The 26,466-nt window shown below is 72.3% G+C and carries 27 protein-coding genes; 19 read left to right on the plus strand and 8 right to left on the minus strand.

Features of this window, described 5'->3' with window-relative positions; genetic code table 11:
* Positions 1 to 102: 102 nt before the first annotated feature.
* The 9 genes from ACZ6IM_RS23240 (at position 103) to ACZ6IM_RS23280 (ending at position 7,765) form a co-directional block, all read left to right on the plus strand.
* The gene (locus ACZ6IM_RS23240) at positions 103 to 750 is read left to right on the plus strand and encodes an HAD family hydrolase (protein ID WP_469558698.1); all 648 of its coding nucleotides are present in this window, start codon (positions 103 to 105) and stop codon (positions 748 to 750) included.
* A gap of 76 nt (positions 751 to 826) precedes the next feature.
* Complete coding sequence (locus tag ACZ6IM_RS23245; RefSeq protein ID WP_469558701.1) at positions 827 to 1,582, plus strand: VC0807 family protein; 756 nt, start codon at positions 827 to 829, stop codon at positions 1,580 to 1,582.
* Positions 1,575 to 2,816 (plus strand): MFS transporter, encoded by a 1,242-nt coding sequence (locus ACZ6IM_RS23250; protein ID WP_469558704.1) that lies wholly within the window; start codon positions 1,575 to 1,577, stop codon positions 2,814 to 2,816. Before ACZ6IM_RS23245 ends, ACZ6IM_RS23250 begins: the two co-directional genes overlap by 8 nt.
* Entirely contained in the window at positions 2,767 to 3,939 is a 1,173-nt protein-coding gene (locus ACZ6IM_RS23255; RefSeq protein WP_469558707.1) for an acetoin utilization protein AcuC, read from the plus strand. The genes ACZ6IM_RS23250 and ACZ6IM_RS23255 overlap by 50 nt, the downstream gene beginning before the upstream one ends.
* A gap of 148 nt (positions 3,940 to 4,087) precedes the next feature.
* Positions 4,088 to 4,903 carry a phosphatase gene (locus ACZ6IM_RS23260; RefSeq protein WP_052839317.1) on the plus strand — a complete coding sequence of 272 codons (816 nt, stop codon included), beginning with the start codon at positions 4,088 to 4,090 and terminating at the stop codon, positions 4,901 to 4,903.
* A gap of 129 nt (positions 4,904 to 5,032) precedes the next feature.
* Positions 5,033 to 5,245, plus strand: coding sequence for a helix-turn-helix domain-containing protein (locus ACZ6IM_RS23265; protein ID WP_004984898.1), 213 nt, complete (start codon positions 5,033 to 5,035; stop codon positions 5,243 to 5,245).
* Positions 5,246 to 5,354: 109 nt separating this feature from the next.
* On the plus strand, positions 5,355 to 5,453 hold the full coding sequence (locus tag ACZ6IM_RS23270) for a 30S ribosomal protein bS22 (protein ID WP_003948845.1): 99 nt from the start codon (positions 5,355 to 5,357) through the stop codon (positions 5,451 to 5,453).
* A gap of 165 nt (positions 5,454 to 5,618) precedes the next feature.
* On the plus strand, positions 5,619 to 6,680 hold the full coding sequence (locus tag ACZ6IM_RS23275; protein ID WP_052839318.1) for an NAD-dependent epimerase/dehydratase family protein: 1,062 nt from the start codon (positions 5,619 to 5,621) through the stop codon (positions 6,678 to 6,680).
* A gap of 14 nt (positions 6,681 to 6,694) precedes the next feature.
* Positions 6,695 to 7,765 (plus strand): lysophospholipid acyltransferase family protein, encoded by a 1,071-nt coding sequence (locus tag ACZ6IM_RS23280; protein WP_469558711.1) that lies wholly within the window; start codon positions 6,695 to 6,697, stop codon positions 7,763 to 7,765.
* Between the two features lie 43 nt (positions 7,766 to 7,808).
* On the opposite strand, the gene ACZ6IM_RS23285 is transcribed toward ACZ6IM_RS23280, so the two are convergent.
* The 3 genes from ACZ6IM_RS23285 to ACZ6IM_RS23295 all read right to left on the minus strand — a co-directional run bounded on the left by ACZ6IM_RS23285 (position 7,809) and on the right by ACZ6IM_RS23295 (position 11,352).
* The gene (locus tag ACZ6IM_RS23285; protein ID WP_469558715.1) at positions 7,809 to 9,056 is read right to left on the minus strand and encodes a DUF5667 domain-containing protein; all 1,248 of its coding nucleotides are present in this window, start codon (positions 9,054 to 9,056) and stop codon (positions 7,809 to 7,811) included.
* A 248-nt stretch (positions 9,057 to 9,304) separates the two neighbouring features.
* The gene (locus ACZ6IM_RS23290; RefSeq protein WP_007443701.1) at positions 9,305 to 10,099 is read right to left on the minus strand and encodes an ECF subfamily RNA polymerase sigma factor, BldN family; all 795 of its coding nucleotides are present in this window, start codon (positions 10,097 to 10,099) and stop codon (positions 9,305 to 9,307) included.
* Positions 10,100 to 10,401: 302 nt separating this feature from the next.
* Positions 10,402 to 11,352 (minus strand): HAD family hydrolase, encoded by a 951-nt coding sequence (locus tag ACZ6IM_RS23295; protein WP_469558718.1) that lies wholly within the window; start codon positions 11,350 to 11,352, stop codon positions 10,402 to 10,404.
* A gap of 129 nt (positions 11,353 to 11,481) precedes the next feature.
* On the opposite strand from ACZ6IM_RS23295, the gene ACZ6IM_RS23300 reads away from it, so the two are divergent.
* From ACZ6IM_RS23300 to ACZ6IM_RS23320, 5 genes are all read left to right on the plus strand, one after another.
* Positions 11,482 to 11,778, plus strand: a complete 297-nt coding sequence (locus ACZ6IM_RS23300; protein ID WP_052839577.1) for a glutaredoxin family protein — start codon at positions 11,482 to 11,484, stop codon at positions 11,776 to 11,778.
* A gap of 274 nt (positions 11,779 to 12,052) precedes the next feature.
* Positions 12,053 to 12,823: a redox-sensing transcriptional repressor Rex gene (locus ACZ6IM_RS23305; protein ID WP_052839321.1), complete on the plus strand. Its 771-nt coding sequence runs from the start codon at positions 12,053 to 12,055 to the stop codon at positions 12,821 to 12,823.
* Positions 12,820 to 14,550 (plus strand): glutamyl-tRNA reductase, encoded by a 1,731-nt coding sequence (locus ACZ6IM_RS23310; RefSeq protein WP_052839322.1) that lies wholly within the window; start codon positions 12,820 to 12,822, stop codon positions 14,548 to 14,550. The genes ACZ6IM_RS23305 and ACZ6IM_RS23310 overlap by 4 nt, the downstream gene beginning before the upstream one ends.
* Complete coding sequence (hemC, locus tag ACZ6IM_RS23315) at positions 14,547 to 15,506, plus strand: hydroxymethylbilane synthase (RefSeq protein ID WP_052839323.1); 960 nt, start codon at positions 14,547 to 14,549, stop codon at positions 15,504 to 15,506. Before ACZ6IM_RS23310 ends, hemC begins: the two co-directional genes overlap by 4 nt.
* Positions 15,503 to 17,200: a bifunctional uroporphyrinogen-III C-methyltransferase/uroporphyrinogen-III synthase gene (locus tag ACZ6IM_RS23320; protein ID WP_052839324.1), complete on the plus strand. Its 1,698-nt coding sequence runs from the start codon at positions 15,503 to 15,505 to the stop codon at positions 17,198 to 17,200. Before hemC ends, ACZ6IM_RS23320 begins: the two co-directional genes overlap by 4 nt.
* 132 nt (positions 17,201 to 17,332) lie before the next feature.
* Here the strand turns inward: ACZ6IM_RS23320 and ACZ6IM_RS23325 are convergent, their stop codons facing one another.
* Together ACZ6IM_RS23325 and ACZ6IM_RS23330 are read right to left on the minus strand one after the other, a co-directional pair.
* Complete coding sequence (locus ACZ6IM_RS23325) at positions 17,333 to 17,854, minus strand: hypothetical protein (protein ID WP_052839325.1); 522 nt, start codon at positions 17,852 to 17,854, stop codon at positions 17,333 to 17,335.
* Positions 17,851 to 18,555 (minus strand): TetR/AcrR family transcriptional regulator, encoded by a 705-nt coding sequence (locus ACZ6IM_RS23330; RefSeq protein WP_052839326.1) that lies wholly within the window; start codon positions 18,553 to 18,555, stop codon positions 17,851 to 17,853. The genes ACZ6IM_RS23325 and ACZ6IM_RS23330 overlap by 4 nt, the downstream gene beginning before the upstream one ends.
* Positions 18,556 to 18,671: 116 nt before the next feature.
* Here ACZ6IM_RS23330 and ACZ6IM_RS23335 point away from each other — a divergent pair, with 116 nt between their 5' ends.
* Positions 18,672 to 19,655 (plus strand): NAD(P)-dependent alcohol dehydrogenase, encoded by a 984-nt coding sequence (locus ACZ6IM_RS23335; RefSeq protein ID WP_469558726.1) that lies wholly within the window; start codon positions 18,672 to 18,674, stop codon positions 19,653 to 19,655.
* Here ACZ6IM_RS23335 and ACZ6IM_RS23340 read toward each other — a convergent pair.
* Positions 19,652 to 20,062: an SRPBCC family protein gene (locus ACZ6IM_RS23340; protein WP_052839327.1), complete on the minus strand. Its 411-nt coding sequence runs from the start codon at positions 20,060 to 20,062 to the stop codon at positions 19,652 to 19,654. The genes ACZ6IM_RS23335 and ACZ6IM_RS23340 overlap by 4 nt on opposite strands.
* A gap of 80 nt (positions 20,063 to 20,142) precedes the next feature.
* On the minus strand, positions 20,143 to 20,604 hold the full coding sequence (locus tag ACZ6IM_RS23345; protein WP_052839328.1) for a MarR family winged helix-turn-helix transcriptional regulator: 462 nt from the start codon (positions 20,602 to 20,604) through the stop codon (positions 20,143 to 20,145).
* A gap of 112 nt (positions 20,605 to 20,716) precedes the next feature.
* On the opposite strand from ACZ6IM_RS23345, the gene hemB reads away from it, so the two are divergent.
* Entirely contained in the window at positions 20,717 to 21,709 is a 993-nt protein-coding gene (gene hemB, locus ACZ6IM_RS23350) for a porphobilinogen synthase (RefSeq protein WP_469558730.1), read from the plus strand.
* 49 nt (positions 21,710 to 21,758) lie between these two features.
* On the opposite strand, the gene ACZ6IM_RS23355 is transcribed toward hemB, so the two are convergent.
* A complete protein-coding gene (locus tag ACZ6IM_RS23355; protein ID WP_052839330.1) occupies positions 21,759 to 22,526 on the minus strand; it encodes a DUF4232 domain-containing protein in 768 nt (255 codons plus the stop codon).
* 211 nt (positions 22,527 to 22,737) lie between these two features.
* On the opposite strand from ACZ6IM_RS23355, the gene ACZ6IM_RS23360 reads away from it, so the two are divergent.
* The 3 genes from ACZ6IM_RS23360 (at position 22,738) to ACZ6IM_RS23370 (ending at position 26,440) form a co-directional block, all read left to right on the plus strand.
* Positions 22,738 to 24,084: a helix-turn-helix domain-containing protein gene (locus tag ACZ6IM_RS23360; RefSeq protein WP_052839331.1), complete on the plus strand. Its 1,347-nt coding sequence runs from the start codon at positions 22,738 to 22,740 to the stop codon at positions 24,082 to 24,084.
* Between the two features lie 124 nt (positions 24,085 to 24,208).
* A complete protein-coding gene (locus ACZ6IM_RS23365) occupies positions 24,209 to 25,111 on the plus strand; it encodes an SAM-dependent methyltransferase (RefSeq protein ID WP_052839332.1) in 903 nt (300 codons plus the stop codon).
* Between the two features lie 90 nt (positions 25,112 to 25,201).
* Positions 25,202 to 26,440 (plus strand): aminotransferase-like domain-containing protein, encoded by a 1,239-nt coding sequence (locus tag ACZ6IM_RS23370; RefSeq protein ID WP_052839333.1) that lies wholly within the window; start codon positions 25,202 to 25,204, stop codon positions 26,438 to 26,440.
* Positions 26,441 to 26,466 lie beyond the last annotated feature (26 nt).

Here is a 26,466-nt window from a genome sequence, read left to right on the forward strand (position 1 = left end):
GCAGGGGGGACCCTGTGGGAGAGTAGGACGCCGCCGAACAATTATTACGGGAAAGCCCCGCACCGGGAACGGTGCGGGGCTTTCTGCGTTTAGGGTCGCTGTATGCGCTACGACCTGGTTATCTTCGACAACGACGGTGTTCTCGTCGACAGCGAGCCGATCTCCAATCGGCTGCTCGCCGGCTATCTCACCGAGCTGGGGCACCCGACGTCCTACGAGGACTCGCTGCGGGACTACATGGGTGCCGCCATGCACCGCGTGCACGATCTCGTCCTGGAGCGGACGGGGCGGAGCTTGCCCGTGGAATTCGACGACGTGTTTCACCAGCGGGTGTTCGCCGCCTTCGAGAGGGAGCTGGAGCCGGTTCCCGGAGCCGTCGGGGTGCTGGAGAAGCTGGCCGCGGACGGGGTGGCGTACTGCGTGGCCTCGTCCGGGAGCCATGAGCGGATTCGGGTGGGGCATCGGAAGACCGGGCTGGACCGGTGGTTCGACGACGAGCGGATCTTCAGTTCCCAGGACGTGGGGCGGGGGAAGCCGGCGCCGGATCTGTTCCTGCACGCGGCGGAGCGGATGAGAGTGGCGCCGGAGCGGTGCGTCGTGGTCGAGGACAGTCCGCTCGGTGTGCGGGCCGCCGTCGCGGCCGGTATGGACGTGTACGGGTTCACCGCGATGACGCCCGCCGACAAGCTCGCCGGTGCCACGCGACTCTTCGGGGACATGGGGGAACTGGCCGATCTGCTGCGCGGCTGACATCTGACATTTGTCATGCGCTGATCCGGACGGTTGTTTCTACTGCGGGACCCCGTCCGGCCGCGAAGCTGAGGGCATGACCAAGCCTCGCAAGTCTCGGACCTTCGTGACGCTGCTCCTGGACGTGGGAGTGCCCGTCGGGTCGTACTACCTGCTGACGGGCGCGTTCGGGACGAGCGCGGTCGCGGCGCTCGGCTGGAGCAGTGTCGTGCCCGTGCTGCGGACCGGGTGGGGAGTGCTGAGGCAGCGGGAGGTGAACGCGCTGCCGCTGCTCGTCCTGCTGGCCAACCTGGCGGGGCTGCTGGTCGGCTTCGGAACGGGCGACGCCCGGCTGATGCTGGTCAAGGACAGCGCGATCACCAGCCTGGTCGGGTTCGCGCTGCTGGGGTCGGTGCTGCTCGGCCGGCCGCTGATGACGGGGACGCTCAAGCCGTGGCTGGTCAAGGGGGACGCGGTCCGAGAGGCGGCCTGGGGGAGGCTGCGGCGGGAGTCCTCGGCCTTCAGGCGGGCGGAGCTGCGGTTCTCGGCGGTGTGGGGGGCCGCCTTCGTCGGCGAGTGCGCGGTGCGGATCGTGGGGGTCTACACGCTGCCCGTCGACACGATGGTGTGGCTCGGGACGGTCGTCATGATCGTCACGATGGCCGTCGCCTTCGTGGTGAGCGGTGCGCTGGGGGCGGGGCCCATGGTCCACATGGTCGGAGCCGCCGTCAGCGATGCCGGCTCGGCCGACTCGCTCGACGCGGGTGGCGGGGCCCTGGAAGCTGAGAAGAATCACCTTTGGTTGGATCTACCCACGGGTAAGCCGGGGCCCTACGCTCGCCGCCATGACTGATGTGCTGCGGCGCGGCAGGGCCTCGCTCGCGTTCGGCTTCTTCGCCCAGGGGGTCGCCTTCGCGCTGCTGGTGACGCGTATCCCGGCCATCCAGGACCGGTACGGCGTCTCCGACGCGCTGCTCCCCGGCTTCCTCGCCGCCGTGCCGATCCTGGCCGGTGCCGGGAGCGTGGTGAGCGAGCGCCTGGTGCGGCGGGTGCGGCCGAGCCTGCTGCTGCGGTGGTCCCAGCCGGTGGTGCTGCTGGCGCTGCTCGGCGTCGGGGCGGGGGACCGGGTGGCGGTGCTGGCCGTCGCCCTGGGCGTCTTCGGTCTGGCCGTGGGGGCGCTGGACGCGTCGATGAACATGCTCGGGGTGAGCCTGCAACGGGCGTACGGGCGCAGCATCATGCTCGGGTTCCACGCGGCGTACAGCCTGGGCGGGATTCTCGGGGCCTCGCTGGCGTGGGCGGGTGCGCACTGGGACCTGGCGCTGTGGGTGTCGTACCTGCCGGTCGTGGTGCTGCTGTTGCCGGCGGCGCTGGTGGGGAGCCGGTGGTACGTCGACGGGGATCGCGGCGGCGCGGAGGGCGAGGGTGCCGGCGGGGGCGGAGTCGGCGCAGGCGTCGGCTTCAAGGTGCTGTTGCCGCTGTGCCTGGTGATGACGTTCGCGTACATCGGGGACTCGACCGTCTCCAACTGGAGCGCGAAGTACCTGCAGGACGTGCTGGGGAGTTCGGAGCAGCTGGCCACCGTGCCGTACAACGTCTACATGGTGACCACGCTGGTGGGGCGGGCCGTCGGGGACTTCGGCGTGCGGCGGTTCGGTGCCGTGGCGGTGGTGCGGGGCGGGGCGGTCGTCGCGGCGGGCGGGTTCGCCGTGGTGGCGTCGGCGCCGGGGGCCCGGGTGGGGATGCTCGGGTTCACGCTGCTGGGTCTCGGGCTGTGTGTGCTGGTGCCGCAGACGTTCGCGGCGGCGGGGCGGCTGGCGGCGGAGCGGGACGGTCGTCCGGGGGCGTCCGATGCCGCGGTGGCGCGGCTCAATGTGTTCAACTACGTCGGTTTCCTGATCGGTTCGCCGTTGGTGGGGGCGCTGGGGGACGCGTGGAGCTATCGCGGGGCGATGCTCGTGCCGATGGTGTTGGTGCTGGTGACGGTCGTGTACGCCAGGTCGTTCGGGACTCAACCGGACCGATACGGTGGCAGTCATGAGCGGCCGCGCACAGCTGATGTGGGACGAGGCAGTAACGGGCTATGACTTCGGTCCCGAGCACCCGATGGATCCGGTCCGGCTCGCCCTGACGCGAAGTCTGGTCGGTGCTCTCGGGCTCGACCGGGAGGTGGAGGTCGTCGCGGCGCGTCCGGCCGGGGAGTCGACGCTGCGGCTGGTCCACCGCGAGGACTACCTCGACGCGGTGAAGGCGGCGTCGGCCGATCCGGGGGCGGCGGACGGGTCGTACGGGCTCGGGACGGTCGATGACCCGGCCTTCGCGGGGATGCACGAGGTGTCCGCGCTGATCGCCGGTCAGTCGGTGGGGGCGGCGGAGGCGGTGTGGCGCGGGGACGCGCTGCACGCGGTGAACTTCGCGGGCGGGCTGCACCACGCGATGCCGGGCGCGGCGTCCGGGTTCTGCGTGTACAACGACGCGGCGCTGGCGGTCGCGCGGCTGCTGGAGCTGGGGGCCGAGCGGGTCGCGTACGTGGACGTCGACGTGCATCACGGGGACGGGGTGCAGGCGGCGTTCTGGGAGGACCCGCGGGTCGTGACGGTGTCGCTGCACGAGCATCCGGCGACGCTGTTCCCGCAGACCGGCTGGCCGGAGGAGACGGGGGCGGACTGCGCCGAGGGTTCGGCCGTGAACGTCGCGCTGCCGGCGGGGACCGGGGACGCGGGGTGGCTGCGGGCGTTCCACGCGGTGGTGCCCGAGGTCCTCGCGGAGTTCCGGCCGCAGGTGCTGGTGACGCAGCACGGTGCCGACACGCACTTCGAGGACCCGCTGGCGCATCTGGCGGTGTCGCTGGACGCGCAGCGGGCGGTGCAGGTGGCGTGTCATGAGCTGGCGCACGAGTACGCCGGGGGGCGGTGGGTGGCGCTCGGCGGGGGCGGCTACGCCGTGGTGGAGGTGGTGCCGCGGTCGTGGACTCACCTGGTGGGGATCGCGGCGGGGCGGCCGGTGGAGCCGGAGACGGTGATTCCGGAGGGGTGGCGGCAGGAGGTGTTCGCGCGGACGCGGCAGCTGGGGCCGCAGCGGATGACCGATGGGCGGTGGCCGGTGTCCTGGGCCCCGTGGGAGTCGGGGTACGACCCCGCGGACCGGTTGGACCAGGCGGTGCGGGCGGCCCGGCGGGCGGTGTTTCCGCTGCGGGGGCTGCTGCCGTAGCAGCGGCTCCCTGGTGGCCCGGCGCCGGGCGGGGGTGGCGTGCGCGAACCGGCGCCGGCCGGGTGCCCGCAGCCACGATTACGCCGTCCGTGCGTAGGTTCTCCCGTTTCGGGTCCGGTGTGTCGGGTGAACCGGCAGCATCGGAGGGGTGCTGACCCGTGGAGCTCTTCGGGCTCATCTTCTTGATGTCCGGCTGGCCGGGGTGGTGGCGACCTCCCGGGAGGTGAGTCTGCGGAGTTACCGGTTGTTCGCCGCGAGGGATCCCCGGGTGCTGCTCGGGATCGACCCGGAGCGGGCCTGGGGGCTGCGGGAGCTGCTGGGGCTGATGGCGCGGAGGTGCGGGGTTTCGGCCGATCCGCGCGACACCTCGGGTCCGGACGTGATCGACCCGGACCGGACCCTTGCGGCGCTGGACGACTTCGCCGACCGGCTCGCGGCGGTCGCCAGGCGTCGTGCTCCGGTGCTGCTCGGCACCGGGCATCCGCATCGACTGCTCGGTTTCTACGCCGCCTTGGCCGAGGCGCTGTCGGCGGCGGGATGTGCTGTCCTCACCCCGGCGCAGGGTCGCTCTGTCGACATATTGACCCGGTTCGGTCTACGCACGTACCGCCTCGACTACGTCCGTGGAGTCGCGTTGGTGCGGGAGCCCGGCGCCGGGCACGCCGGTGGTGAGCCCGGCGCGCACACGCACTCGCCGCTGCCGGTTCGGGCCGCGCTGGCTGCCGCGGCCGCGGGCGGCGGGCCGCTGCCCGAGTTGGTGATCGGGGACCACGGGTGGGCCTGCGGAGCAGGTCAGCTGGGGTTCGAGGCCATCGGGCCGGCCGATACGGACGATCCCGCGCTCTTCGTCGGTCAGGCCGAGGGGCTCGTGTCCGTCGCCGTTCCACTTGATGACGCTGTGCGGTCTGAGTACTACCGACCGCTTACCCGCTACGTACTCAATCGGGCGTGTCTGTCACGGTAGGGAAGCGATGGGTGCACCTCTTCCCCATTCGCATCACCCGCCCCTACATTGGGGAGTGAGCACGCAGCGACGAAGAGTCACCGGAAGGGGAAGCCGGTGGCCGTCGAGTGCGGAAGGTTCAGGTGTGTCATGGCTGCAGCTGGCGAAAGGCCTCTGAACGAGGTTCAGTTCCTTACCGTGGCGGAAGTCGCCTCGGTGATGCGCGTGTCCAAGATGACCGTGTACCGGTTGGTGCACAGCGGTCATCTGCCCGCGATCCGGGTGGGACGGTCGTTCCGTGTCCCGGAGCAAGCGGTTCACGAGTACCTCCGCGAGAGCTACGTGGGGGTGGAAACGGCCTGACGGCCCTCGATTACACCCTCAGCGCTCGGACCGGTAGGCTGGCCCCTCGTAGGTCGTGTGGGCCCATGGCGCTCACCAACCGAGTGATGAGAAGTGAGCGAGGATAGTCGTGGGCTCTGTTATCAAGAAGCGGCGCAAGCGGATGGCCAAGAAGAAGCACCGCAAGCTGCTGAAGCGCACGCGCGTTCAGCGTCGCAACAAGAAGTAAGCGACGCTGCGCCGTCAGCGTGACCTGTGGCCCCCCACCGCATCCGGTGGGGGGCCACAGTCGTGTTTTCGTCATCTGCCCTGTCCGTCGGTCATCACGGGGCAACACCTACCGGCTAAGTTGGCCGGAGCAGGGCTGGAGCAGGGCGGAAGGAAGGCGCTGATCTTGGGCAAGGTCGTGCTCGTGACCGGAGTGGCCCGGCAGCTGGGCGGCCGGTTCGTCCGGCGCGTCCAGCGTGATCCCGACGTGGAGCGGGTCGTCGGCGTGGACGCCGTCGCGCCCGAGCACCATCTGGGCGGCGCGGAGTTCGTCCAGGCGGACATCCGGCAGTCGGCCATCGGACGGGTGCTCGCCGAGACGCGGGCGGACACGGTCGTCCACCTGGACGTGACGGGTACACCGCTGGGCAGCGGCAGCCGTACGTCGGTGAAGGAGACCAACGTCATCGGCACGATGCAGCTGCTCGGCGCCTGCCAGAAGTCGCCGACGGTGCGGCGGCTGGTGGTGAAGTCCAGTACGAACGTCTACGGGTCCGCCCCGCGCGACCCGGCCGTCTGCACCGAGACCACCGCGCCCAAGTCCCTGCCCAGCGGCGGCTTCGCCAAGGACGCGGTCGAGGTCGAGGGGTACGTGCGGGGCTTCGCGCGCCGTCGGCCGGACGTGTCGGTGACCGTGCTGCGGTTCGCCAACATCCTCGGCCCGGCCGCGGACACGCCGCTCGCCTCGTACTTCGGACTGCCGGTGCTGCCGACGGTGTTCGGCTACGACCCGCGGCTGCAGTTCGTGCACGAGGACGACGTGATCGAGGTGCTGCGGGTCTGCTCGCACGAGGCCCGGCGGGGGACGCTGAACAGCGGGACCTTCAACATCGCCGGTGACGGTGTGCTGCTGCTCTCCCAGTGCTCACGGCGGCTCGGCCGTCCCACGGTGCCGTTGCTGCTGCCGGCGGTCACCTGGGCGGGATCGCTCGTGCGTACGCTGGGGATGACGGACTTCTCCCCCGAGCAGATCCGGCTGCTCACCCACGGTCGGGTGGTGGACACCACGCAGATGCGCGAGACGCTGGGCTTCAGGCCGAAGTACTCGACGGCCGGGGCGTTCGCGGACTTCGCCCGCGGCCGCGGTGCCGGACTGCTGCCGCCCGAGGCCCTCGCGGGGGCCGTCGACCGGATCGCGGAGCTGTCCCGGCGGGGCAGCGGTCACCTCCCGACGCAGAGCGCCAACTGAGGAGCGCATCAACGATGGCGGACGCCAAGGTCATTCCGTTCGACGACGACCGGTCGCGGGGGAGCCGCGGCGCGGGGAGCCGGCGCAGGAGCAGTTCGGCGGAGTCGGCGCCGGTGGGCGAGGGGGCGGTGGGCGAGGTGCAGCCGCTGCCCGTACGGGCGGCCTCCGCAGCGGACCCCGCCCCCGGGCCGCAGGAGCCGCCCGGGGCCCAGCCGGTGGTGGAGGGCGGCGAGGACGGCGGAGACGGTGGCCTGGAGCGGCGCGTCGCGGCCGGCCTGTCCTTCCTGCGCCGCCGGCTCACCGGGGACTACGAGGTCGACGACTTCGGCTACGACGCCGAGCTGACCGACCAGGTGCTGATGTCCCTGCTGCGGCCGGTGTACGAGAAGTACTTTCGGGTCGAGGTGAAGGGCGTGGAGAACATCCCGGCCGAGGGCGGTGCGCTGATCGTCGCCAACCACTCCGGGACGCTGCCGCTCGACGGGCTGATGATGCAGGTCGCCGTGCACGACCACCATCCGGCCGACCGGCACCTGCGGCTGCTGGCGGCGGACCTGGTGTTCGTGCTGCCGGTGGTCAACGAGCTGGCGCGCAAGCTGGGCCACACCCTGGCCTGCGCGGAGGACGCCGAACGGCTGCTGGCACAGGGCGAGCTGGTCGGGGTGATGCCGGAGGGCTTCAAAGGCATCGGCAAGCCGTTCGGCGAGCGCTACAAGCTCCAGCGGTTCGGGCGCGGCGGCTTCGTGTCCACGGCCCTGCGGCAGGGGGCGCCGATCGTTCCGTGCTCGATCGTCGGGGCGGAGGAGATCTACCCGATGATCGGCAACTCCAAGACCATGGCGCGGCTGCTGGGCTTCCCGTACTTCCCGCTCACGCCGACCTTCCCGTGGCTCGGACCGCTGGGCGCGGTGCCGCTGCCCACGAAGTGGACGATCCAGTTCGGCGAGCCGATCCCGACGGACGGCTACGCACCGGAGGCGGCCGAGGACCCGGTGCTCATGTTCAACCTGACCGACCAGGTACGGGAGCAGATTCAGCACACGCTCTACAAGCTGTTGGTGCAGCGGCGGTCGGTGTTCTTCTGAGGCGATGACGGGGCGCCCCTGGCGTGGGGGCGCCCCGTCGGGCTCAGTCCGCGTCCTCCGCCTCGATGCCCAGGCCGGGCAGGAGGCCCGGGAGGAGGGGCGGGAGGGTGACGTCCGGCTTCGCGGGCGGGGTGTTGCCGCCCGTGGACGGGGTGGCGGTGCCGCTGTCGTCCTTCGGCGGGTCGAGCAGGCCGCCGGTGCCGCCGCCGAGCAGGCCGTCGCTCTCGTCGCCGGAGTCGGTGGACTCGCTGGGCCGGCCGGACTGGGAACGCCCGCGCTCGGACGTGCCGTCGTCGCCGGTGCGGGGCGGCGACGAGTGGCCGGAGCCGGGGGTGCCGGTGGTCGTCGAGCCGGAACCGCCAGGCCGGCCGCCGTCCCCGCTGTCGTCGTCCTCGGCGGGCGGCCGGGGCAGCATGGACTCCAGCGGAGCCACGTCGTCGTCTATGGCGTCGAACACCGACGACACCTGCTCACTGACGTCCCCGAGCTGCACGGGCAGCCGCTCGCGCAGGGCTCCCCAGGTCTCCCGGTGGGACTGGGAGAAGGCGGAGAGGGCCTGCATGGGGGCCAGCGAGTCCGGGTCGAGGGCGTAGGCCGCGCTGAGCAGACGGTGGCCCTCGGAGGCGTCGTGCCGCATGCCGGACAGGGCGCGGCGGACCTCGCCGAGGGACTCGTGGTCGAGGGGGCCGCTGCGGCCGCGCTCCATCAGCCGGCGTGCCTCGCTGAGCCGGGTCGAGGCGAGGTCCAGGTAGGCCCGGCCCCGCTCGTCGTTGCCGTCGGCGAGGCCGAGGCGGAAGTCCTCTATGCCGCGCTTGAGGCCGTAGAGCGAGTCGCCGGGCAGGGCGTCCGAACTGGCGGCGGCGACTCCGCCGAAGGCCCCGGCGGCCACGCTCACGCTCAGTCCGCCCGCGGTGAGGCCCTTGGCCAGCCGCGAGCGGGGCCGGAACCTGCTCAGCGGGGCCGCCCGATGGGCGCCGCGTGCCCGGCGCTGCTCCGGTACCGACGTGTCCGCCGCCTCGCCGCTCGCGGTGCCCTCCTGCAGCATGGCCTCGAAGGCGGCCACGAGCTGGGCCCGCTGGACGACCTTGACCTCGGGATCCAGCTTCGGCCGGGGCAGCGTCTCCAGACCATGGGCGAGGGTCACCAGGTGACCCTGCTCGGTCGGTTCCGCGGTGGCCCCGGCGGTCGCCGGCCCTCCGGACTGCTCGGCCGCCGCCCCGGGATCCGACTGCTCCTCCAGGGCCTGGGCGAAGGCGTTCGCCCGCCGGTGTGCCGATACGTTCGCGATCACTGGCGGCACCTCCTCTCGTCATCACGGTCGACTCCCCAGGGGGTCCTGAGGGTTGCACGCCCTGATCGGAACCATCCGATCGGGTGATCGGAGTCGGCCAGGGAGTGACCACAGGGAGCCTGCATCCCGCACAACGAGCGGCGCGGCACTTGGGTTACGGACGGTGGATGATCGGACCGCGGACTCAACAGACTCTCACCAGTGGTGACTTGGGAAATGCGAAGGGTGAGCGCCCTCGGGGGGCGGCTTCAGCGGGCGTCGTCCGGGAGCAGCCGGGCGAGGGTGCGCACGGCCCGGTACTGGAGCGTCTTGATGGCGCCCTCGTTCTTGCCCATGACACGGGCGGTCTCGGCGACCGAGAGGCCCTGGAGGAAGCGCAGGGTCACGCACTCCTGCTGCTGCGGGTTGAGCCGTCGTACGGCCTCCAGGAGGGCGGCGTTGGAGAGGGACTCGAGGACGGAGTCCTCGGGCGAGCGCTCGACCTCGTTGGCGTCGAGCATCTCGCCGGTGGTGACCTCGAGACGGAAGCGGCTGGACTTGAAGTGGTCGGCGACCAGGTTGCGGGCGATCGTCACGAGCCAGGCGCCGAAGTCGCGCCCCTGCCAGGTGAAGGTGCCGATGCGTCGCAGGGCCCGCAGAAAGGTCTCACTGGTGAGGTCCTCGGCGGTGGCCTTGCCGCCCACGCGGTAGTAGATGTAGCGGTACACGGTGTCGCTGTACTGGTCGTAGAGCCGGCCGAAGGCGTCGGCCTCGCCGGCCTGGGCCCGCTCGACCAGCTCCATCATGCGGGCGCTGTCGCTGTCCGCGGCGGGGCGGCGGTGGGTGGTGGCGGCGGCCCCGGACGAGGACGACCGCGCGCGTCTGCCGACGGCGGCGCTTCCTTCGGCCAGTGCGTAGCACGGACCGGCGGGCACGGCGGCCGCGGCGAGGGCGGGGACGGCATACGCGGTGGGGACGAAGCCGCGCAACAGGTCTTGGGCTGATTTGACCGTTGCGCGCAGCGTAGCCAGGCCCGAGGCGTCAACCCCGACGTGTGGGTACACGGGACTCCCAGAGGCAGAGCTTCCATCACGTGCAGTACGGAACCATTCACCCGTCGTAGCGAAGGTGGGGCACCGGAATGCGTCTGAGGAGAATAACGCTTCGTGCAGGCACTGCTACGCCCAGTTGCTCAAATCATCGATTACGTCGCTTCCGTGCCCGATTGACGCTCGATCAGCTGCGCCAAAATGATCGCTCGGTGACCGGAGTGGTTCGAATTCCGGATGACTACAGAGCGTGTTGTGGTCGATGTGAGTACAGGGGACTGGAGAGCCCGTCCCGGGGGTACGTCATCCCGACTGGGTCAACGGCGGCGGCGGTGCAGCGCGATGGCCGCCGCGGTGCCGCCCGCCACCGCGCCGACGCCGGCGGCCGCGGGGATGCCGACCTTGGCCGCCTTGCGGCCGGTGCGGTAGTCGCGCAGGCGCCACTCCAGCTCGCGGGCGTGCTTGCGCAGCTTGGAGTCCGGGTTGATGGCGTACGGGTGTCCGACCAGCGACAGCATCGGGATGTCGTTGTGGGAGTCGCTGTAGGCGGCGCAGCGGGACAGGTCCAGGGCCTCCGCCGCCGCCAGGGCGCGCACCGCCTCCGCCTTCGCGGGGCCGTGCAGCGGTTCGCCGACCAGCTTGCCCGTGTAGACGCCGCCGATCGACTCGGCCACCGTGCCGAGCGCGCCGGTCAGGCCCAGGCGGCGGGCGATCACCTGGGCGATCTCCACCGGGGCCGCCGTGACCAGCCAGACCTTCTGTCCGGCGTCCAGGTGGGCCTGGGCGAGGGCGCGGGTGCCGGGCCAGATCCGCTCGGCCATGTACTCGTCGTAGATCTCCTCGCCGATCGACTTCAGCTCGGAGACCCGGTGGCCCTTGACGATGGACAGGGCGGAGTCGCGGGCGTCCTGCATGTGCTCCGGGTCCTCGAACCCGGCCAGCCGGAACCACGCCTGCTGCCAGGCGAAGCGCGCGAGGTCGCGGGTCTCGAAGAACTTCCGCTTGTACAGGCCCCGGCCGAAGTGGAAGATCGCAGCGCCCTGCATCACGGTGTTGTCGAGGTCGAAGAAGGCGGCCGCCCGGTCGTCGCCGTGCACCGGGAACTCCGGTTCCGCGGCGCCGGAGCCGGCGGCGGCTTCCGGTGTTCTCCCGGCGGTCTCGGCGGCCTCCGCGGACTTGCGCGCCGCCTCCGCCGAGGCCTCGCCTGCCAACACGCTCCGCGCCGTGGCGGAGCGCCTACGGGGAGTGAGCCATCGAAGAGCGGCCATGCCCGTGAGCATAGCCAGTTTGTTCGGACGCTTCGGAGTCGAGAGGTTCGCGGGCTGTGAACTCTGGGCGACCGTGCCGTTAAAGGGCTTCCCGCCGAGGGGGCGCACGCGCGCGCGAGAATGGCCGGCATGAGTCCCCTCTTCCGCCGGAAGCCCACGCAGCCCCCTGAGCACTCCGAGAACCATCTCGTCACCCTCATTCGCAAACCCGGCTGTCATCTGTGTGATGACGCACAGCTCGTCGTCGAGAAGGTCTGTGCCGAGCTCGGTGTCCCCTGGGAGGGGAAGGACATCACCGAGGACCCCGAACTCCACGACCAGTACTGGGAACAGATCCCGGTCGTGCTGGTCGACGGCCGGCAGCACACCTTCTGGCGTGTGAACGAGGAACGGCTGCGCAAGGCACTGACCGATCAGTACAAGTAGTCCGTATGGTCGCTTAGGATCGATGGCGACCAGGTCTCGGGGGCGTTGATCGTGAGGAGTGTGTGCGGCTTTGCCCCCGATGAGTGAGGAACGAGGGCGTGTATGCGCCGGTTCCCGTCCCGTGCGCCGGGGGCGCGTGACCCCGGTCACGTTGGCCGGGCAAATCGGACACCATCTTTGTGCACGCGTTCACAAAGACATAGCCTGCATTCGACGGGGCGGTCATGTAGGGACGTATGACCGCCTACAGCCCCGCTCTACCCGCAGGAGCACCGTGGCAACTGGCCGAACACACCGACCGGCGACCCGCAGCCGAGGGATTCCCGAGGCCACCGTCGCCAGGCTTCCGCTGTACCTCCGCGCACTGACCGCGCTCTCCGAGCGCTCGGTGCCCACGGTCTCGTCCGAGGAGCTGGCGGCCGCCGCGGGGGTCAACTCCGCGAAGCTGCGCAAGGACTTCTCCTACCTCGGCTCCTACGGGACGCGGGGCGTCGGCTACGACGTCGAGTATCTCGTCTACCAGATCTCGCGTGAACTCGGCCTGACCCAGGACTGGCCGGTTGTGATCGTGGGAATCGGTAACCTCGGCGCCGCGCTCGCCAACTACGGCGGCTTCGCCTCCCGCGGATTCCGGGTCGCCGCGCTCATCGACGCCGACCCGGGGATGGCCGGAAAGCCGGTGGCCGGCATCCCGGTGCAGCACACCGACGAGTTGGAGAAGATCATCCGGGACGACGGTGTCTCCATCGGTGTGATCGCGACCCCCGCCGGTGCCGCCCAGCAGGTCTGCGACCGCCTCGTGGCCGCCGGTGTCACCTCCATCCTGAACTTCGCGCCGACCGTCCTGAACGTCCCCGAGGGCGTCGACGTGCGCAAGGTCGACCTCTCCATCGAGCTGCAGATCCTCGCCTTCCACGAGCAGCGCAAGGCGGGCGAGGAAGCCGCGGGCGACGCCGGTGTCGTGCCGCCCGTCGCCGCGCGCAAGCAGCAGCCCTCCACCGACCAGGGACCCGACGGGGACGTGCCCGCCGTGATGCCGGCATGAGCCTCCTCGTCGTCGGGCTGAGCCACCGCAGTGCCCCGGTGAGCGTGCTGGAGCGTGCCTCGCTGAACGCGGACGCGCAGCTCAAGCTGCTCCAGGACACGGTCGCCGCCGAACCGGCCGCCGAGGCCGCGGTGCTGGCCACCTGCAACCGCATCGAGCTGTACGCCGACGTGGACAAGTTCCACGCCGGTGTCGCCGAGCTGTCCACGCTGCTCGCCCAGCACAGCGGGGTCGGCCTGGAGGAGCTCACCCCCCACCTCTACGTGCACTACGAGGACCGGGCCGTCCACCACCTGTTCTCGGTGGCCTGCGGGCTCGACTCGATGGTGGTCGGCGAGGGGCAGATCCTCGGCCAGATAAAGGACTCGCTGGCCCGCGCCCAGGACCTGCACACCGCCGGACGGCTCCTGAACGACCTGTTCCAGCAGGCGCTGCGGGTCGGCAAGCGCGCCCACTCCGAGACCGGCATCGACCGCGCCGGACAGTCCCTGGTCACCTTCGGCCTGGAGCAGCTGTCCGCCGGAGCCGACGTCCAGCGGTGGGCCCGGGGCAAGAAGGCGCTGGTCATCGGCGCCGGTTCGATGTCCTCGCTGGCCGCCGCCACGCTGGCGCGGTCCGGGGTCGCCGAGATCGTGGTCGCCAACCGCACCTTCGAGCGCGCCGAGCGCCTCGCCGAGATCCTGTCCGAGGGCGACGACACGGACGTGCTGGCCCGCGCGGTACCGATGGACGCGGTGCCGGTCGAGCTGACACGTGCCGACGTGGCCGTCTCCTGCACCGGTGCGACGGGTCTCGTCCTCACGGCCGACTCCGTGGCGGCGACGGTGCAGGGCCGCACCGGCGCGCCCGCCGTCGAGTCCGGCGCCGGTTCCGTCGGCGTACGGGAGGACCGGCAGGGTGCGGAAACGCCACTGCCGGGTGCCGGTACCGGCGGCGACGAGAACTGCCCCCTGGACCTCTCCTCCGTCTCCTCCGTGCCGTCCGGCTTCTCCGTCATGGGCGAGGCCGCCGTGGCCGGCCTGGACGCCGCGACGCTGGAGCAGCACGGGGCGTGGGCCGCGGGCGGTACGGCGGTGGACCGCTCGCGCGAGACGGGCCGGACCGGTCCGGAGGCGGAGGCGGAGCTGATCGGCGCGCTCGCCGCGACGGCGACGCGGGTCGGGCGCATCCCCGAGCGCCGCCGTCCGGAGCCGGTCGCCGAGGTGCCGCGACCCGAGCCCGTGCTGTTCCTGCTCGACCTCGCGATGCCGCGCGACGTCGACGCCGCCGTGCACCGGCTGGCCGGGGTGCGTCTGGTGGACATCGAGTCGCTCGCCGACGCCTCCGCCGACGCCCCGATGGCCGCCGACGTGGACATGGTCCGCCGGATCGTCGCCGACGAGGTCGCGGCCTTCGGCGCCGCCCAGCGCGCCGCGCACATCACGCCCACCGTGGTCGCGCTGCGCAGCATGGCCGCGGACGTGGTGGCCGGTGAGATCGCCCGCCTGGAGGGGCGGCTGCCGGGCCTCGACGACAAGCACCGCGCCGAGATCACCCAGACCGTCAAGCGTGTGGTCGACAAGCTCCTGCACGCACCGACGGTGCGGGTCAAGCAGCTCGCCGCCGAGCCCGGCGGTGCCGGGTACGCGGACGCGCTGCGCACCCTGTTCGACCTCGACCAGGAGACGGTGGCCTCCGTCTCCAGCGCCGGGAACAGCACCACTGAGAAGAACCGAGGGCCGGCATGACTGAGAAGGCACTGAGGCTGGGGACCAGGCGGAGCAAGCTCGCCATGGCCCAGTCCGGCCAGGTGGCGGACGCCGTGAGCCAGGTGACCGGTCGGCCCGTTGAGCTGGTCGAGATCACCACGTACGGCGACACGTCGCGCGAGCACCTGGCGCAGATCGGCGGTACGGGCGTGTTCGTCGCCGCGCTGCGCGACGCGCTGCTGCGGGGAGAGGTGGACTTCGCGGTTCACTCGCTCAAGGACCTCCCCACCGCGCAGCACGAGGGCCTGGTCGTGGCCGCGATCCCGGAGCGCGAGGACCCGCGGGACGTGGTCGTCGCCCGGGACGCGCGCAAGCTGACCGACCTCCCGCGCGGGGCACGCATCGGTACGGGCGCGCCGCGTCGCATGGCGCAGCTGAACGCGTACGCCCGCACCCACGGGCTGGAGATCGAGACGGTCCCGATCCGGGGCAACGTCGACACGCGCATCGGATACGTCCGCAGCGGTGAGCTGGACGCGGTCGTGCTGGCCGCCGCCGGGCTGAACCGGGTGGGGCGCATCGACGAGGTGACCGACTTCCTGTCGGTCGACACGGTTCTGCCGGCCCCCGGCCAGGGGGCACTGGCGATCGAGTGCGCGGCGGACAACGCCTCGCTGATCGCCGCGCTCGCCGAACTCGACGACCCGTTCACGCGGGCCGCCGTAACGGCCGAGCGGTCACTGCTCGCCGCCCTGGAGGCCGGCTGCAGCGCCCCGGTGGGCGCGCTGGCCGACCTTCTGGCCGACGGGCAGATTGTCAAGGAAATGCGCCTGCGCGGCGTCGTCGGCACGACCGACGGCTCGACGCTGGTGCAGCTGTCCACCACCGGTCCCGTGCCCGAGACGCACGAGGCGGCGCTGGCACTCGGTCGCGAACTCGCCACCGAGATGCTCGCCCAGGGCGCGGCCGGTCTGATGGGGGAGCGAGCACATTGAGCCCCACCACCTTTCCCGCCGGTCCGGAACACGGGCACGTCACCTTCCTCGGTGCCGGACCCGGAGATCCGGGACTGCTGACTCTGCGCGCCGTCGAGGCGCTGGCGCACGCGGACGTCCTCGTCGCCGAGCACGAGGTGCTCGACGTCGTACGCACGCATGCGAGGCAGGGCGTGTCGGAAGTGCACACGGATGCCGATCCGTCGGATCCGGGCACAGGCGCGCCCCAGCTGACGGTTGTTGACGGTGCGTCAACGACCCTCGGCGCCCCCGCTGTGCGGGATGCCGCACATCTTGTCATGGAGGCCGCGCGGGGCGGCAGGCGGGTCGTGCGTGCGGTGACCGGGGACCCCGGGCTCGACACGTACGCCGCCGAGGAGATGCTGGCGTGCGCCGCGGCCGGGGTGCCCTTCGAGGTGGTCCCGGGTATCGCGAACGCCGTCGGTGTGCCCGCGTACGCCGGTGTGCCGCTGCGCGACGCGGAGGGCGCCGACGTGCGGTTCGTGGACGCCCGTACGGCGTCGGACCGCTGCTGGACCGAGGTGGGCGCCTCCGACGGCACGGTGGTCGTGTCGACGACGCTGGACTCGGTGGCCGCGGCGGCCGGGGAGCTGGTGTCGGCGGGCCGCAAGCCGGACACTCCGCTGACGGTGACGATCGCCGGGACGACGACGCGGCAGCGGACCTGGACGGCGACGCTGGGCACGGTCGCGCAGACGCTGAAGCAGGCGAAGGTGCTGCCGTCCCCGGACGGCGGCCGCCCGGTGATAGCCGTGGTCGGCGAGCGTTCCGCCCCCGCCCGGCGCGACCAGCTGTCGTGGTTCGAGTCCAAGCCGCTGTTCGGCTGGAAGGTCCTCGTGCCGCGCACCAAGGAGCAGGCGGTTTCGCTCTCCGACCAGCTGCGGTCCTACGGGGCCGTCCCCAGCGAGGTCCCGACCATCGCGGTGGAACCGCCGCGCACCCCGCAGCAGATGGAGCGGGCGGTCAAGGGCCTGGTGACGGGCCGCTACGAGTGGATCGCGTTCACGTCCGTCAACGCGGTGAAGGCGGTCCGCGAGAAGTTCGAGGAGTACGGCCTCGACGCCCGCGCCTTCGCCGGTATCAAGGTCGCCGCGGTCGGTGAGCAGACGGCCAACGCCCTGATCGCCTTCGGCGTGAAGCCGGACCTGGTGCCGAGCGGCGAGCAGTCGGCCGCCGGTCTGCTGGAGGACTGGCCGCCGTACGACCCGGTCTTCGACCCGATCGACCGCGTCTTCCTGCCGCGGGCGGACATCGCCACCGAGACCCTCGTCGCCGGTCTGATCGAGCTGGGCTGGGAGGTCGACGACGTCACGGCCTACCGCACGGTGCGCGCCTCGCCGCCCCCGGCCACGACGCGGGAGGCCATCAAGGGCGGCGGCTTCGACGCGGTGCTCTTCACCTCGTCCTCCACGGTCCGCAACCTCGTCGGCATCGCGGGCAAGCCGCACAACGTCACGGTGATCGCCTGCATCGGCCCGGCGACGGCCAAGACGGCCGAGGAACACGGGCTGCGCGTCGACGTCATGGCACCGGAGCCGTCCGTCCTGAAGCTGGCGGAGGCTCTGGCCGACTTCGGCCTGCGGCGCCGGGCGGCGGCGTTGGAGGCGGGGGACCCGGTGACGCGGCCGAGCGAACGGCGGCCGGGGTCGCGGAGACGGCGGTCGTCGACCTGAGGTGATGCGGGGCGCTCCTGGTTCGGGGGCGCCCCGTCGTCGTCGCGCGGTTCAGGCCGTACGGGGGCAGGTCCGGCACGGTCGGTCCAGGCCGCCGTCGGCCCCGTGAGCCGGGTGTGTCCGGGCGGCCGCTCACCGGCAGAGGGACCGGAGGTCCTCCGCGAAGGCCGGGAAGGCGGCGCGGGCCTCCTTGACGATGTCCGCGGCCGGGCGGCGTGGCGTGGTGGCGTGGCGTTCGGCGAGTGCGGTGAGGTCGGGGTCGGGGCGTTCCGTGCCCTCCTCGTCCGCCTCGGCGGGGCCCATTCCGTCGGCGAGCAGCCACAGGAAGTCGGACAGGTTCCCGGCGACCACGTCGCATTCGCCCTCCGATCCCACGTACACCACGGGCTGCTCGGTGAGGGGGCGGCCGGGGCGTCCGTGCCAGAGGGCCGCGCGGCCACCGGCGCCGTCCTGGCCGAACACGCGGTAGGCGGAGCCGTCGGCTTCGGCGTTCCCCGTCCACCGGCGCAGCCAGCGAGTGGTCTCCTCGGCGGAGTCGAACGCGGCGTAGGGCTCGAAGTCGATCCCGTCGCCGTCGGCGTAGTCGAACTCGACGCGGGCCACGTCGGCCAGGGCGGGTGGCAGGCGGCGGTCGTCACCGGGCGTCTCGTTCATGGCCGCACCGTAGCCGTCCGCGCCGCCACCGGTAGCCGCAGCCCCGACAGGTCCAGAGGTGGGGCCGGGGGGAGTGGGCCGGGGCGGGACGGGGGGTGGGCCCGGAAGGACTGGAAGAGGTAGGTGAGGAGGCGGCGGGCGGCGGGGACGGCGGTCTCGGGGGGTTGGCCCGCCAGGCCGCTGACGGCCAGGAGGAGCAGGGGGATGTCGGCCGGGTCGAAGTCCTCGCGGAGTCGGCCGGCGTCGCGGGCGCGCTGGACCAGGTGGGACAGGCGGTCCTCGGCGATGGCGCGTTCCCGGTCGTAGTCCAGGGCCTCGGGGAAGTCGGCCATGAAGACCGTTTCGAAGCCGCGGTCGGTGACCAGCGTGGTGCATACCTTTTCGAGGAGAACGTACAGGCCGTGGCCCGGGTCGGGGTCCGCCATGGCCTCGTCGAACGCGGTCGCGCACATGGCCAGCTGGTCCTCGAAGGCGGCGGTGACGAGTGCCGAGCGGGTGGGGAAGCGTCGGTAGAGGGTGGCCACGCCGAGCCCGGCCCGGCGCGCGACCGCGCTCATCGGGGCGTCCACGCCCTGGGCGGCGAAGATCTCGCGGGCGGCCTCCAGGACGCGTTCGCGGTTGCGGCGGGCGTCGGCGCGCAGCCCCGCCGGGGCCTCTCCGGCCGCCGGACCGAGGGGGTTGTGAGAGGTCTGATCAGGCATGTTTCTCACTTCCGAGGCAAGTGGAGGGTGTCGTCCACTTATGGGCCTAGCGTGAGATTAGCAGCGGACGCGGGCCTCGCCTCCGCGCTTCCCGGACGCGATACGGATCGTGAGACATGGGTGAGATGAAGGCGGTTCTCTTCGACCGCTACGGGCCTCCCGAGGTGCTCTACGTCGGGCGGCGGCCGGTGCCAGCCATCGGCCCCGACGAGGTGCTGGTGCGGGTGCGGGCCGCCGCGGTCAACGGCGGCGACCTCCACGACCGGACCGGAAAGGTGCGCCTGGTGACCGGGCGGGCCTTTCCCAAGGGGTGCGGCATCGACTTCGCGGGGGACGTCGCGGAAGTCGGTACGGCCGTCACCGGGGTGCGGGAGGGGGAGCGGGTGTGGGGGCTGCTGGGGCGGCGTACCGGCAGCATGGCCGAGTACGTCGCCGTCGGCCCGCGGCGGATCGCGGCCGCGCCGGCGAACCTCACCCCGGAGGAGGCTGTCTCGCTGATCGCGGGCGCGACGACGGCGCTGACCGCGCTGCGGGACAAGGCCGCCCTGCAACCCGGTGAGCGGCTCCTCGTGCGGGGCGGCAGCGGGGGTGTGGGCAGTGTCGCCGTGCAGGTGGGCAAGCTGCTCGGGGCGCAGGTCGTCGCGCTCGCGGGCGGGCGGAACCTCGACTTCGTCCGCGGGCTGGGGGCCGAGGAGGCGCTGGACCACCGGAGGACTCCGCTGTCCGCGCTCGGCCGCTTCGACGTCGTCCTCGACACCGTCGGCACCGAGCAGGCCCGGGTGCGGCGGCTGCTGGCGCCGGGCGGGCGGATGGTCGCCGTCACCCTCGACTTCGGCCGGCCGCTCGCGGGGATCGCGACGGTGCTCGGTTCCGTCGTGCACGGGAAGGGGCGCATCCGCTTCTTCAGCGGCAACCCCGACAGCGCGCTGCTCGCCGAGGCCGCCCGGCTCGCCGAGCGGGGTGACATCGTCCCCGTCGTCGACACCGTCCACCCGCTCGACGGGGTCGCCGACGCCCAACGCGGCTTGGAGGCCGGGGGAGTCCGGGGCAAGCACGTCGTGCGGGTCGCCGGGCAGGTTCCGGCGGCCACCACGCTCTAGTCGGACTCCAGCAGTTCCTTGAGCCGGGCCAGGTCGGCGGCGACCGTGCCGGCGTCGCGGTCGAAGTCGGCCTCGGTCGTCCCCGGCTGCCGGCGGACGGTGAACACCACCTCGCTGCCGGTGCCGTCGGCGATCACGCGGACCGGGTTGTGGACGGTCTCCCCGGAGGGGAGCGTGACGTGGTGGTCGAGTACGCCCAGGTCGTTGGGCGGGGTGAAGGTCACCGTGACCCGGCCCATGGGGGAGGACTCCGCGACCCAGTGGTCCGCGCTCCTCTCGATGGATCCGCCGAGCCCGTGGGCCCACGCGGGCAGGTTGGCCGGGTCCGAGGCGTAGGCGTAGACGTCGGACGCGGTGCGGTCGATGTGGACGCCGAGGTGGCGCGACTCCCTGCCGGTGCTGTTCATGCCGGTGACGGTAGCGGGCGGCCGTCGCCGTTGCCTTGAAGGAATCGGACACGGAATCGGGCACCCCTCGGTGGTGCCGGTCAGTGGTGCCAGGCCCGGCCGCCCGTGTTGTGGATGAAACGCTGGAGCACCTTCATGGTGGTCAGGTACTCCTCGTCGGAGATTCCGGCGTGGCGTTCCGTCCACAGGTCGTCCTGGAGGGCGGCTGCCTTCTCGAAGAACGTCCTGCCCTCCGGAGTCAGGGAGAGCAGGCCGTCGGAGGCGGTCTCGGTGATCCAGCCCGCCGCGATCGTCGCGTCGATCTCCGACTCCATCGCCTCCGGGCCCGCGTCGAGGTAGTTCCGCAGGAGGCCGGAGACCTCGGCGCGGGTCTTCGGGGTGCCGGCCCGGCCGACCTGGGCGAGGACCCACCACTGGGGCTGGGTCGTGCCCAGCTCGGCCAGGGCCCCCCGGGTCCGGGTGACGACGGCCTTGTACGCCGCCCAGCTCCAGTAGCCGATGGGCTGGCGGATCAGTTCGGCGTCGCCGTGTGAGTAGTCCATGTCGCCGACCGTAGAAGCTGAAGTCCGGTTGAGGTCAAGCGTTGTCCGGGGCCGGCCCGGGCCGACTCGTCGTCGGCAAAGGCATGGGTGGGGCGGGCGTAGCGTAGGTGGTATGACGACGTACGGATCCTTTTCCGGCACCCGGCCCCGGCGGCTGCGGACCACCCCCGTGATGCGTCGGATGGTCGCCGAGACCCGGTTGCACCCCGCCGACTTCATCCTCCCCGCCTTCGTCCGCGAGGGCGTGAGCGAGCCGGTGCCGATCGCGGCGATGCCCGGTGTCGTGCAGCACACCCGGGACACGCTGAAGAAGGCGGCCGCCGAGGCGGTCGAGGCCGGGATCTCCGGGATCATGCTCTTCGGGGTGCCGGAGGACGGGAAGAAGGACGCCGCCGGTACGGCGGGCACCGACCCCGACGGGATTCTCCAGGTCGCCCTGCGGGACGTACGGGCCGAGGTCGGGGACGAACTACTGGTCATGTCCGACCTCTGTCTCGACGAGTTCACCGACCACGGGCACTGCGGGGTGCTGGACGGTCAGGGGCGTGTCGACAACGACGCGACCCTGGAGCGGTACGCCGAGATGGCGCAGGTCCAGGCCGACGCGGGCGCCCATGTCGTGGGCCCCAGCGGGATGATGGATGGGCAGATCGGCGTCGTCCGGGACGCGCTCGACCAGATCGGGCGGGAGGACGTCGCGATCCTCGCGTACACCGCCAAGTACGCCTCCGCCTTCTACGGGCCCTTCCGGGAGGCCGTCGGCTCCTCGCTCAAGGGCGACCGCAAGACCTACCAGCAGGACGCCGCCAACGCGCGGGAGGCGCTGCGGGAGCTGGCGCTGGATCTGGAGGAGGGGGCCGACATGGTGATGGTCAAGCCGGCCGGGCCCTACCTCGACATCCTCGCCAAGGTCGCCGAGGCCTCGGACGTGCCGGTCGCCGCGTACCAGATCTCCGGTGAGTACTCGATGATCGAGGCCGCTGCCGAGAAGGGCTGGATCGACCGCGACCGGGCCATCCTGGAGTCCCTCACCGGGATCAAGCGGGCGGGCGCGCGCAACATCCTGACGTACTGGGCAACCGAGGTCGCTCGCACACTGCGCTGAGCGACCGGTGGCGGCCCTTCGCACAAGGGGTGCGGGTGCGCGGACCCCTTCAGTACTCGAGCGCGTTCGACGCGTCGGTCTGCCAGTAGGTGACCGTCAGCGCGGTGTCGACGTACACGCCGCCGGCGGGCAGCTTGACCGTGGCGACGGAGCCGTCCTCGAAGGGGATCGTGAGGGTGTTCGTGTCGTAGCCGTTCTCGCCGCTGCCGTCGCCGGAGGACAGCCGTACGCCGGCGTAGCCCGACTCACCGGGGGCCAGCGTCGTCAGCGACTGCGGCTTGCTGGACTCCGCGACCGGCGGCACCGACTGGGCCTCACCGAACCGGGCCGCCGGGTACTGCGGCAGGGCGCACGTCTTCGAGCCGGTGTTGGTGGCGGTCAGCAGCAGGTGGTTGATCGGGCGGGGGGCGTTCGCCGCGGTGATCCGGACGTCGGACGCGGAGCACTTGCCGGGGAGGTCCGAGTCGGAGCCGTCGGAGGTGTCGGAGGTCTTCGAGCCGCCGGTTCCGGATCCGGCGTTCGACCCGGACCCCGACCCGGAACCGGAACCGGACGCGGAGTCCGACGCGTTGTCCTTTCCGGCGGAACCGTTCGAGCCGTTCGAGCCGTTCGAGCCGGTGGAGCCCGTCTCACCGGCGTCGCCCTTCGCGCCGCCCGCCGGCCGGGCGCTGTTCCCCTCCGCCGGTGCGGAGGTGGCGGATTCGGGCGCCGGGGAGCCCGTGAGCTCGTCGCCCTCGCAGGCCGTGAGGGAGAGTGCGGCCAGCGCGACCGTGGTGGCGGCGAACAGACGGGTACGGGTGATGCGGCGTGCAGACATGGAAGGTCCCCTGTGAATGTGAGAGTTGAGGCGAGCCGCTCGACCGTTCGCCGGGAGCGGCTGCTTGGATGACCACAGCTTGCGGCCCTGATCGTCCCGGCCGCCAGCGACGGGGGAACATGCGGGACGATGGGACGGCAGGAACGCTCTGACCTGCGGGAACAACGTCCCTCTGGGACACGGTACGGGGATGCTGGGAGAGGGAGGAACGGTGGCGGGGGACGACTTCGCGGGACTGCTTCGGGAGTTGAAGGAGCGGTCCGGACTCAGTTACGGGGCACTCGGCAAGCGGCTGCACATGAGCGGCTCGACCCTGCACCGGTACGTCAGCGGGGAGGTGGTGCCGGTCGAGTTCGCGCCCGTCGAGCGCCTCGCCCGGGCCTGCCGGGCGACGCCCGAGGAACTGCTCGAACTCCACCGCCGCTGGATCCGCGCGGACGCGCTGCGGGGTGTGCGGAAGGAGGAGGCCGACGGCGGAGGGGGTGCGGAAGGCGCGGCGGGCGCCGAGGGCACTGCGGGTGCCGAGAGCGCCGTGGGCTCGGTCGCGGACGGCGGCTCGCCGGCCTCACCGGTCGCACCGGCCTCACCCACCCCGGCGGCCTCGGAGACCCTGTCGGCCCCGGCGGCATCGGGCCCGCCGTCGGCCCCGGAGCGCCGCCGTCGGGTCCCGCGCGCCGCGCTCTACGCCGCGACCGGCGTAGTCGCCGTCAGCGCCGCCGTGGCGCTCGTCGCCAACCTCGTGTCGGGGCCGGACGACGACGGCAGGCACGGTCCGGCCGGGGCCGTCGCGCAGACCTCGGCGTCGGTGACCGGGACCGCGACCGGCTCGGGCTCCCCGAGCGCGAGCGCCTCCACGTCCTCCCCGTCCGCCTCCGCCTCCGCGTCCCGGCCCGGGTCCCCCTCCGCGTCACCGTCGCGTCCGGCCACCGCCACGCCGAGCCGCGAGGCACCCGCCGCCGGGCCGCCGCTCACCGTGTCGACCACCCCGTACTACTGGGACGTGCCCTGCGAGCACGCCTTCCTCATCGACCGCAGCGCGAAGAACGTGCCCAAGCCCCCGGCCCAGCAGGACGCCGTCGGCTGGGCCACTCCCCTCAACGCGGTCTCCGCGAACCGGCAGACGGTCGTCCTCACCGTGCAGGGCACCGGCCCGGAGACGGTGGTCCTGGAGGACCTGCACGTGAGGGTGAAGAGCAGCGGTGCGCCGCTGAACTGGGACCAGTACGTGATGGGCAACGGCTGCGGCGGCCAGGTGAACACCACGGCCTTCGACGTCTCGCTCGACCTCGGCACCCCGACGGCGACACCGATCGGCGGCCAGCGGGACTTCCCCTACAGCGTCAGCGAGTCCGACCCCGAGGTCTTCAAGGTCAACGCGCACACCAGCGGCCACGACGTCAGCTGGTACCTGGAGCTGGAGTGGTCCAGCGGCGGCCGGCACGGCACGACGCGCGTCGACGACAACGGCAAGCCGTTCCGCACCAGCGCCTCCCGGGACGACTCCTACTACGCCTACCCCCTCGGCAGCAGCGCCTGGGAGCTGGTCGAGGGCGGCTGAGGCGGGCCGGGGCCGGCCCGGTCCCGAGAGCGCATCGGCGCACCGGCAAGTCCCCGCGGGGGATAGGTTGTTGACCATCAAACCGGTTCGCTTCGTCAGGCGACATCCGAAAGGTGGGACGCGCATGCCCGGTGACGCCCTCAGCCAGGACCCCGCGGAGCTGCGGAGGAGGATCGACAGCAGCAAGGCGCACCCGGCGCGGGTCTACGACGTCTTCCTCGGCGGCAAGGACCACTACCCCGCCGACCTCGACGCCGCGGCCGCCGGGCTCGCCGCCAACCCGCGCGGCTACCTCGACGTACGGCACAACCGCGACTTCCTGCGGCGCTCGGTGACCGCGCTCGCCCGCGAGGACGGCATCCGGCAGTTCCTGGACATCGGCACCGGGCTGCCGACCGCCGAGAACGTGCACCAGATCGCCCAGCGCATCGCCCCCGAGTCGCGGGTCGTCTACGTCGACAACGACCCGGTCGTGCTCGCCCACGCCCGTGCCCTGCTCACCAGCGGTCCCGAGGGGCGTACGGACTACATCGACGCGGACCTGAAGAGCCCGGCGCGGATCCTCGAACAGGCCGCCGCCACCCTCGACTTCGACCGGCCCGTGGCGCTCTGCCTCGTCGCCATCCTGCACTTCGTCGAGGACGAGGAGGCGTACCCGATCGTCCGCGAGCTGATGGACGCGCTGCCCGCCGGCAGCCGGCTCGTCCTCAGCCACCTCACGGAGGACCTCAACCCGCAGAGCATCCGCGCGGTCCAGCGGACGTACACGGAGCGGGGGTTCACCTTCGTGCTGCGCTCCCGCAAGGACGTCGAGCGTTTCTTCACCGAGACCGGTCTCGAACTCGCCGAGCCCGGCGTCGTGCCCGTGCACCACTGGCGGCCGGACCACGCGGCGCCGGTGCCGGAGCGGCCGGAGGAGTCGTACCTCGCCGAGCTCGACGACATCGAGAAGGTCCGGTACATGGACATCAACGACGTCACGGACGCGGACATCAACGTGTACGGCGGGCTGGGCGTCAAGGGCTGACGGCTCGGCACTCGGCGGTCGCGGGTCGCACGGGTGTCCGGATCGCGGAAAGTTCCTTGTAGGCGGCACCCACTTGCCTAGGCTGCGCGCATGACCGTGACTGAGACTGCTTCCGCCGCCACCGCCCCGCTCCCGCCGCTCGCCGCACGGGCCCGGTCGATCGGCGGTTCGCCGGTACGGGACATCCTCGCCGTCACCGCCCGCCCCGAGGTGATCAACTTCGCGGGCGGGCTGCCGGCCCCCGAACTGTTCGACGCGGAGGGCATCGCCGCCGCGTACCGGGACGTCCTCGCCGAGACGCCCGCGCGGGCCCTGCAGTACTCCACCACCGAGGGCGAGCCCACCCTGCGGGCCGCGCTCGCTGCCCGCACCTCGGTGCGCGGGCTGGCCACCGGCGCCGACGACATCCTCGTCACCACCGGCTCGCAGCAGGCCCTGTCGCTCCTCGCCACCGCCCTGCTCGAACCCGGCGACACCGTCCTCGTCGAGCGCCCCTGCTACCTGGCCGCGCTCCAGGCCTTCGGCTTCGCGGGCGCCCGGGTGGTGGCGGTGCCCGGGGACGAGGACGGGATCGACCCGGTGGCCCTGGAGGAGCTGGTGGTGCGCGAGCGCCCCAAGCTGCTCTACACGGTCCCCACCTTCTCCAACCCCACCGGCCGCACGATGCCCGCGGCCCGCCGCGCCGCCGTCGCCGAGGTCGCCGGGCGCCGCGGCCTGTGGATCGTCGAGGACGACCCGTACGGCGAACTGCGCTTCGAGGGCGAGCGGGTGCCGTGGATCGCCTCCTACGAGGGTGCCCGCGACCGGACCGTGCTGCTGGGCTCCTTCTCGAAGGTGATGGCGCCCGGCCTGCGCCTGGGCTGGCTGCGGGCGCCCGCCGAGCTGCTCCGGGCCTGCGCGGTCGCCAAGCAGGCCGCCGACCTGCACACCCCGACCGTCAACCAGCTCGCCGCCGCCCGCTACCTGGCCGACCGCGACCTGGACGCCCACGTGGCCCGCGTCGCCGCCGTCTACGCGGAGCGCCGGGACGCCATGCTCGCGGGCCTCGCCGACGCGCTCCCGGCTGGGTCGGCGTGGACCCGTCCCGAGGGCGGCATGTTCCTGTGGGCCCGGCTGCCCGAGGGGTACGACACCACCGCCCTGCTCCCCGAGGTGGTCCGGCACGACGTGGCGTACGTCCCGGGCGCCCCCTTCCACGCCGGCGAGCCCGACCGCGCCACGCTGCGGCTGTGCTTCGTCACCCAGACCCCGGACGAGATCGCGGAGGGGCTGCGCAGGCTGGGGGAGGGGCTGGGCACGGCGCGCCGGGCGACCCGACTCCCGTCGTAGGACCAAATGCCGAGGGCGGGGGTGCC

This window comes from Streptomyces sp. NPDC042336 (genome assembly GCF_055581985.1).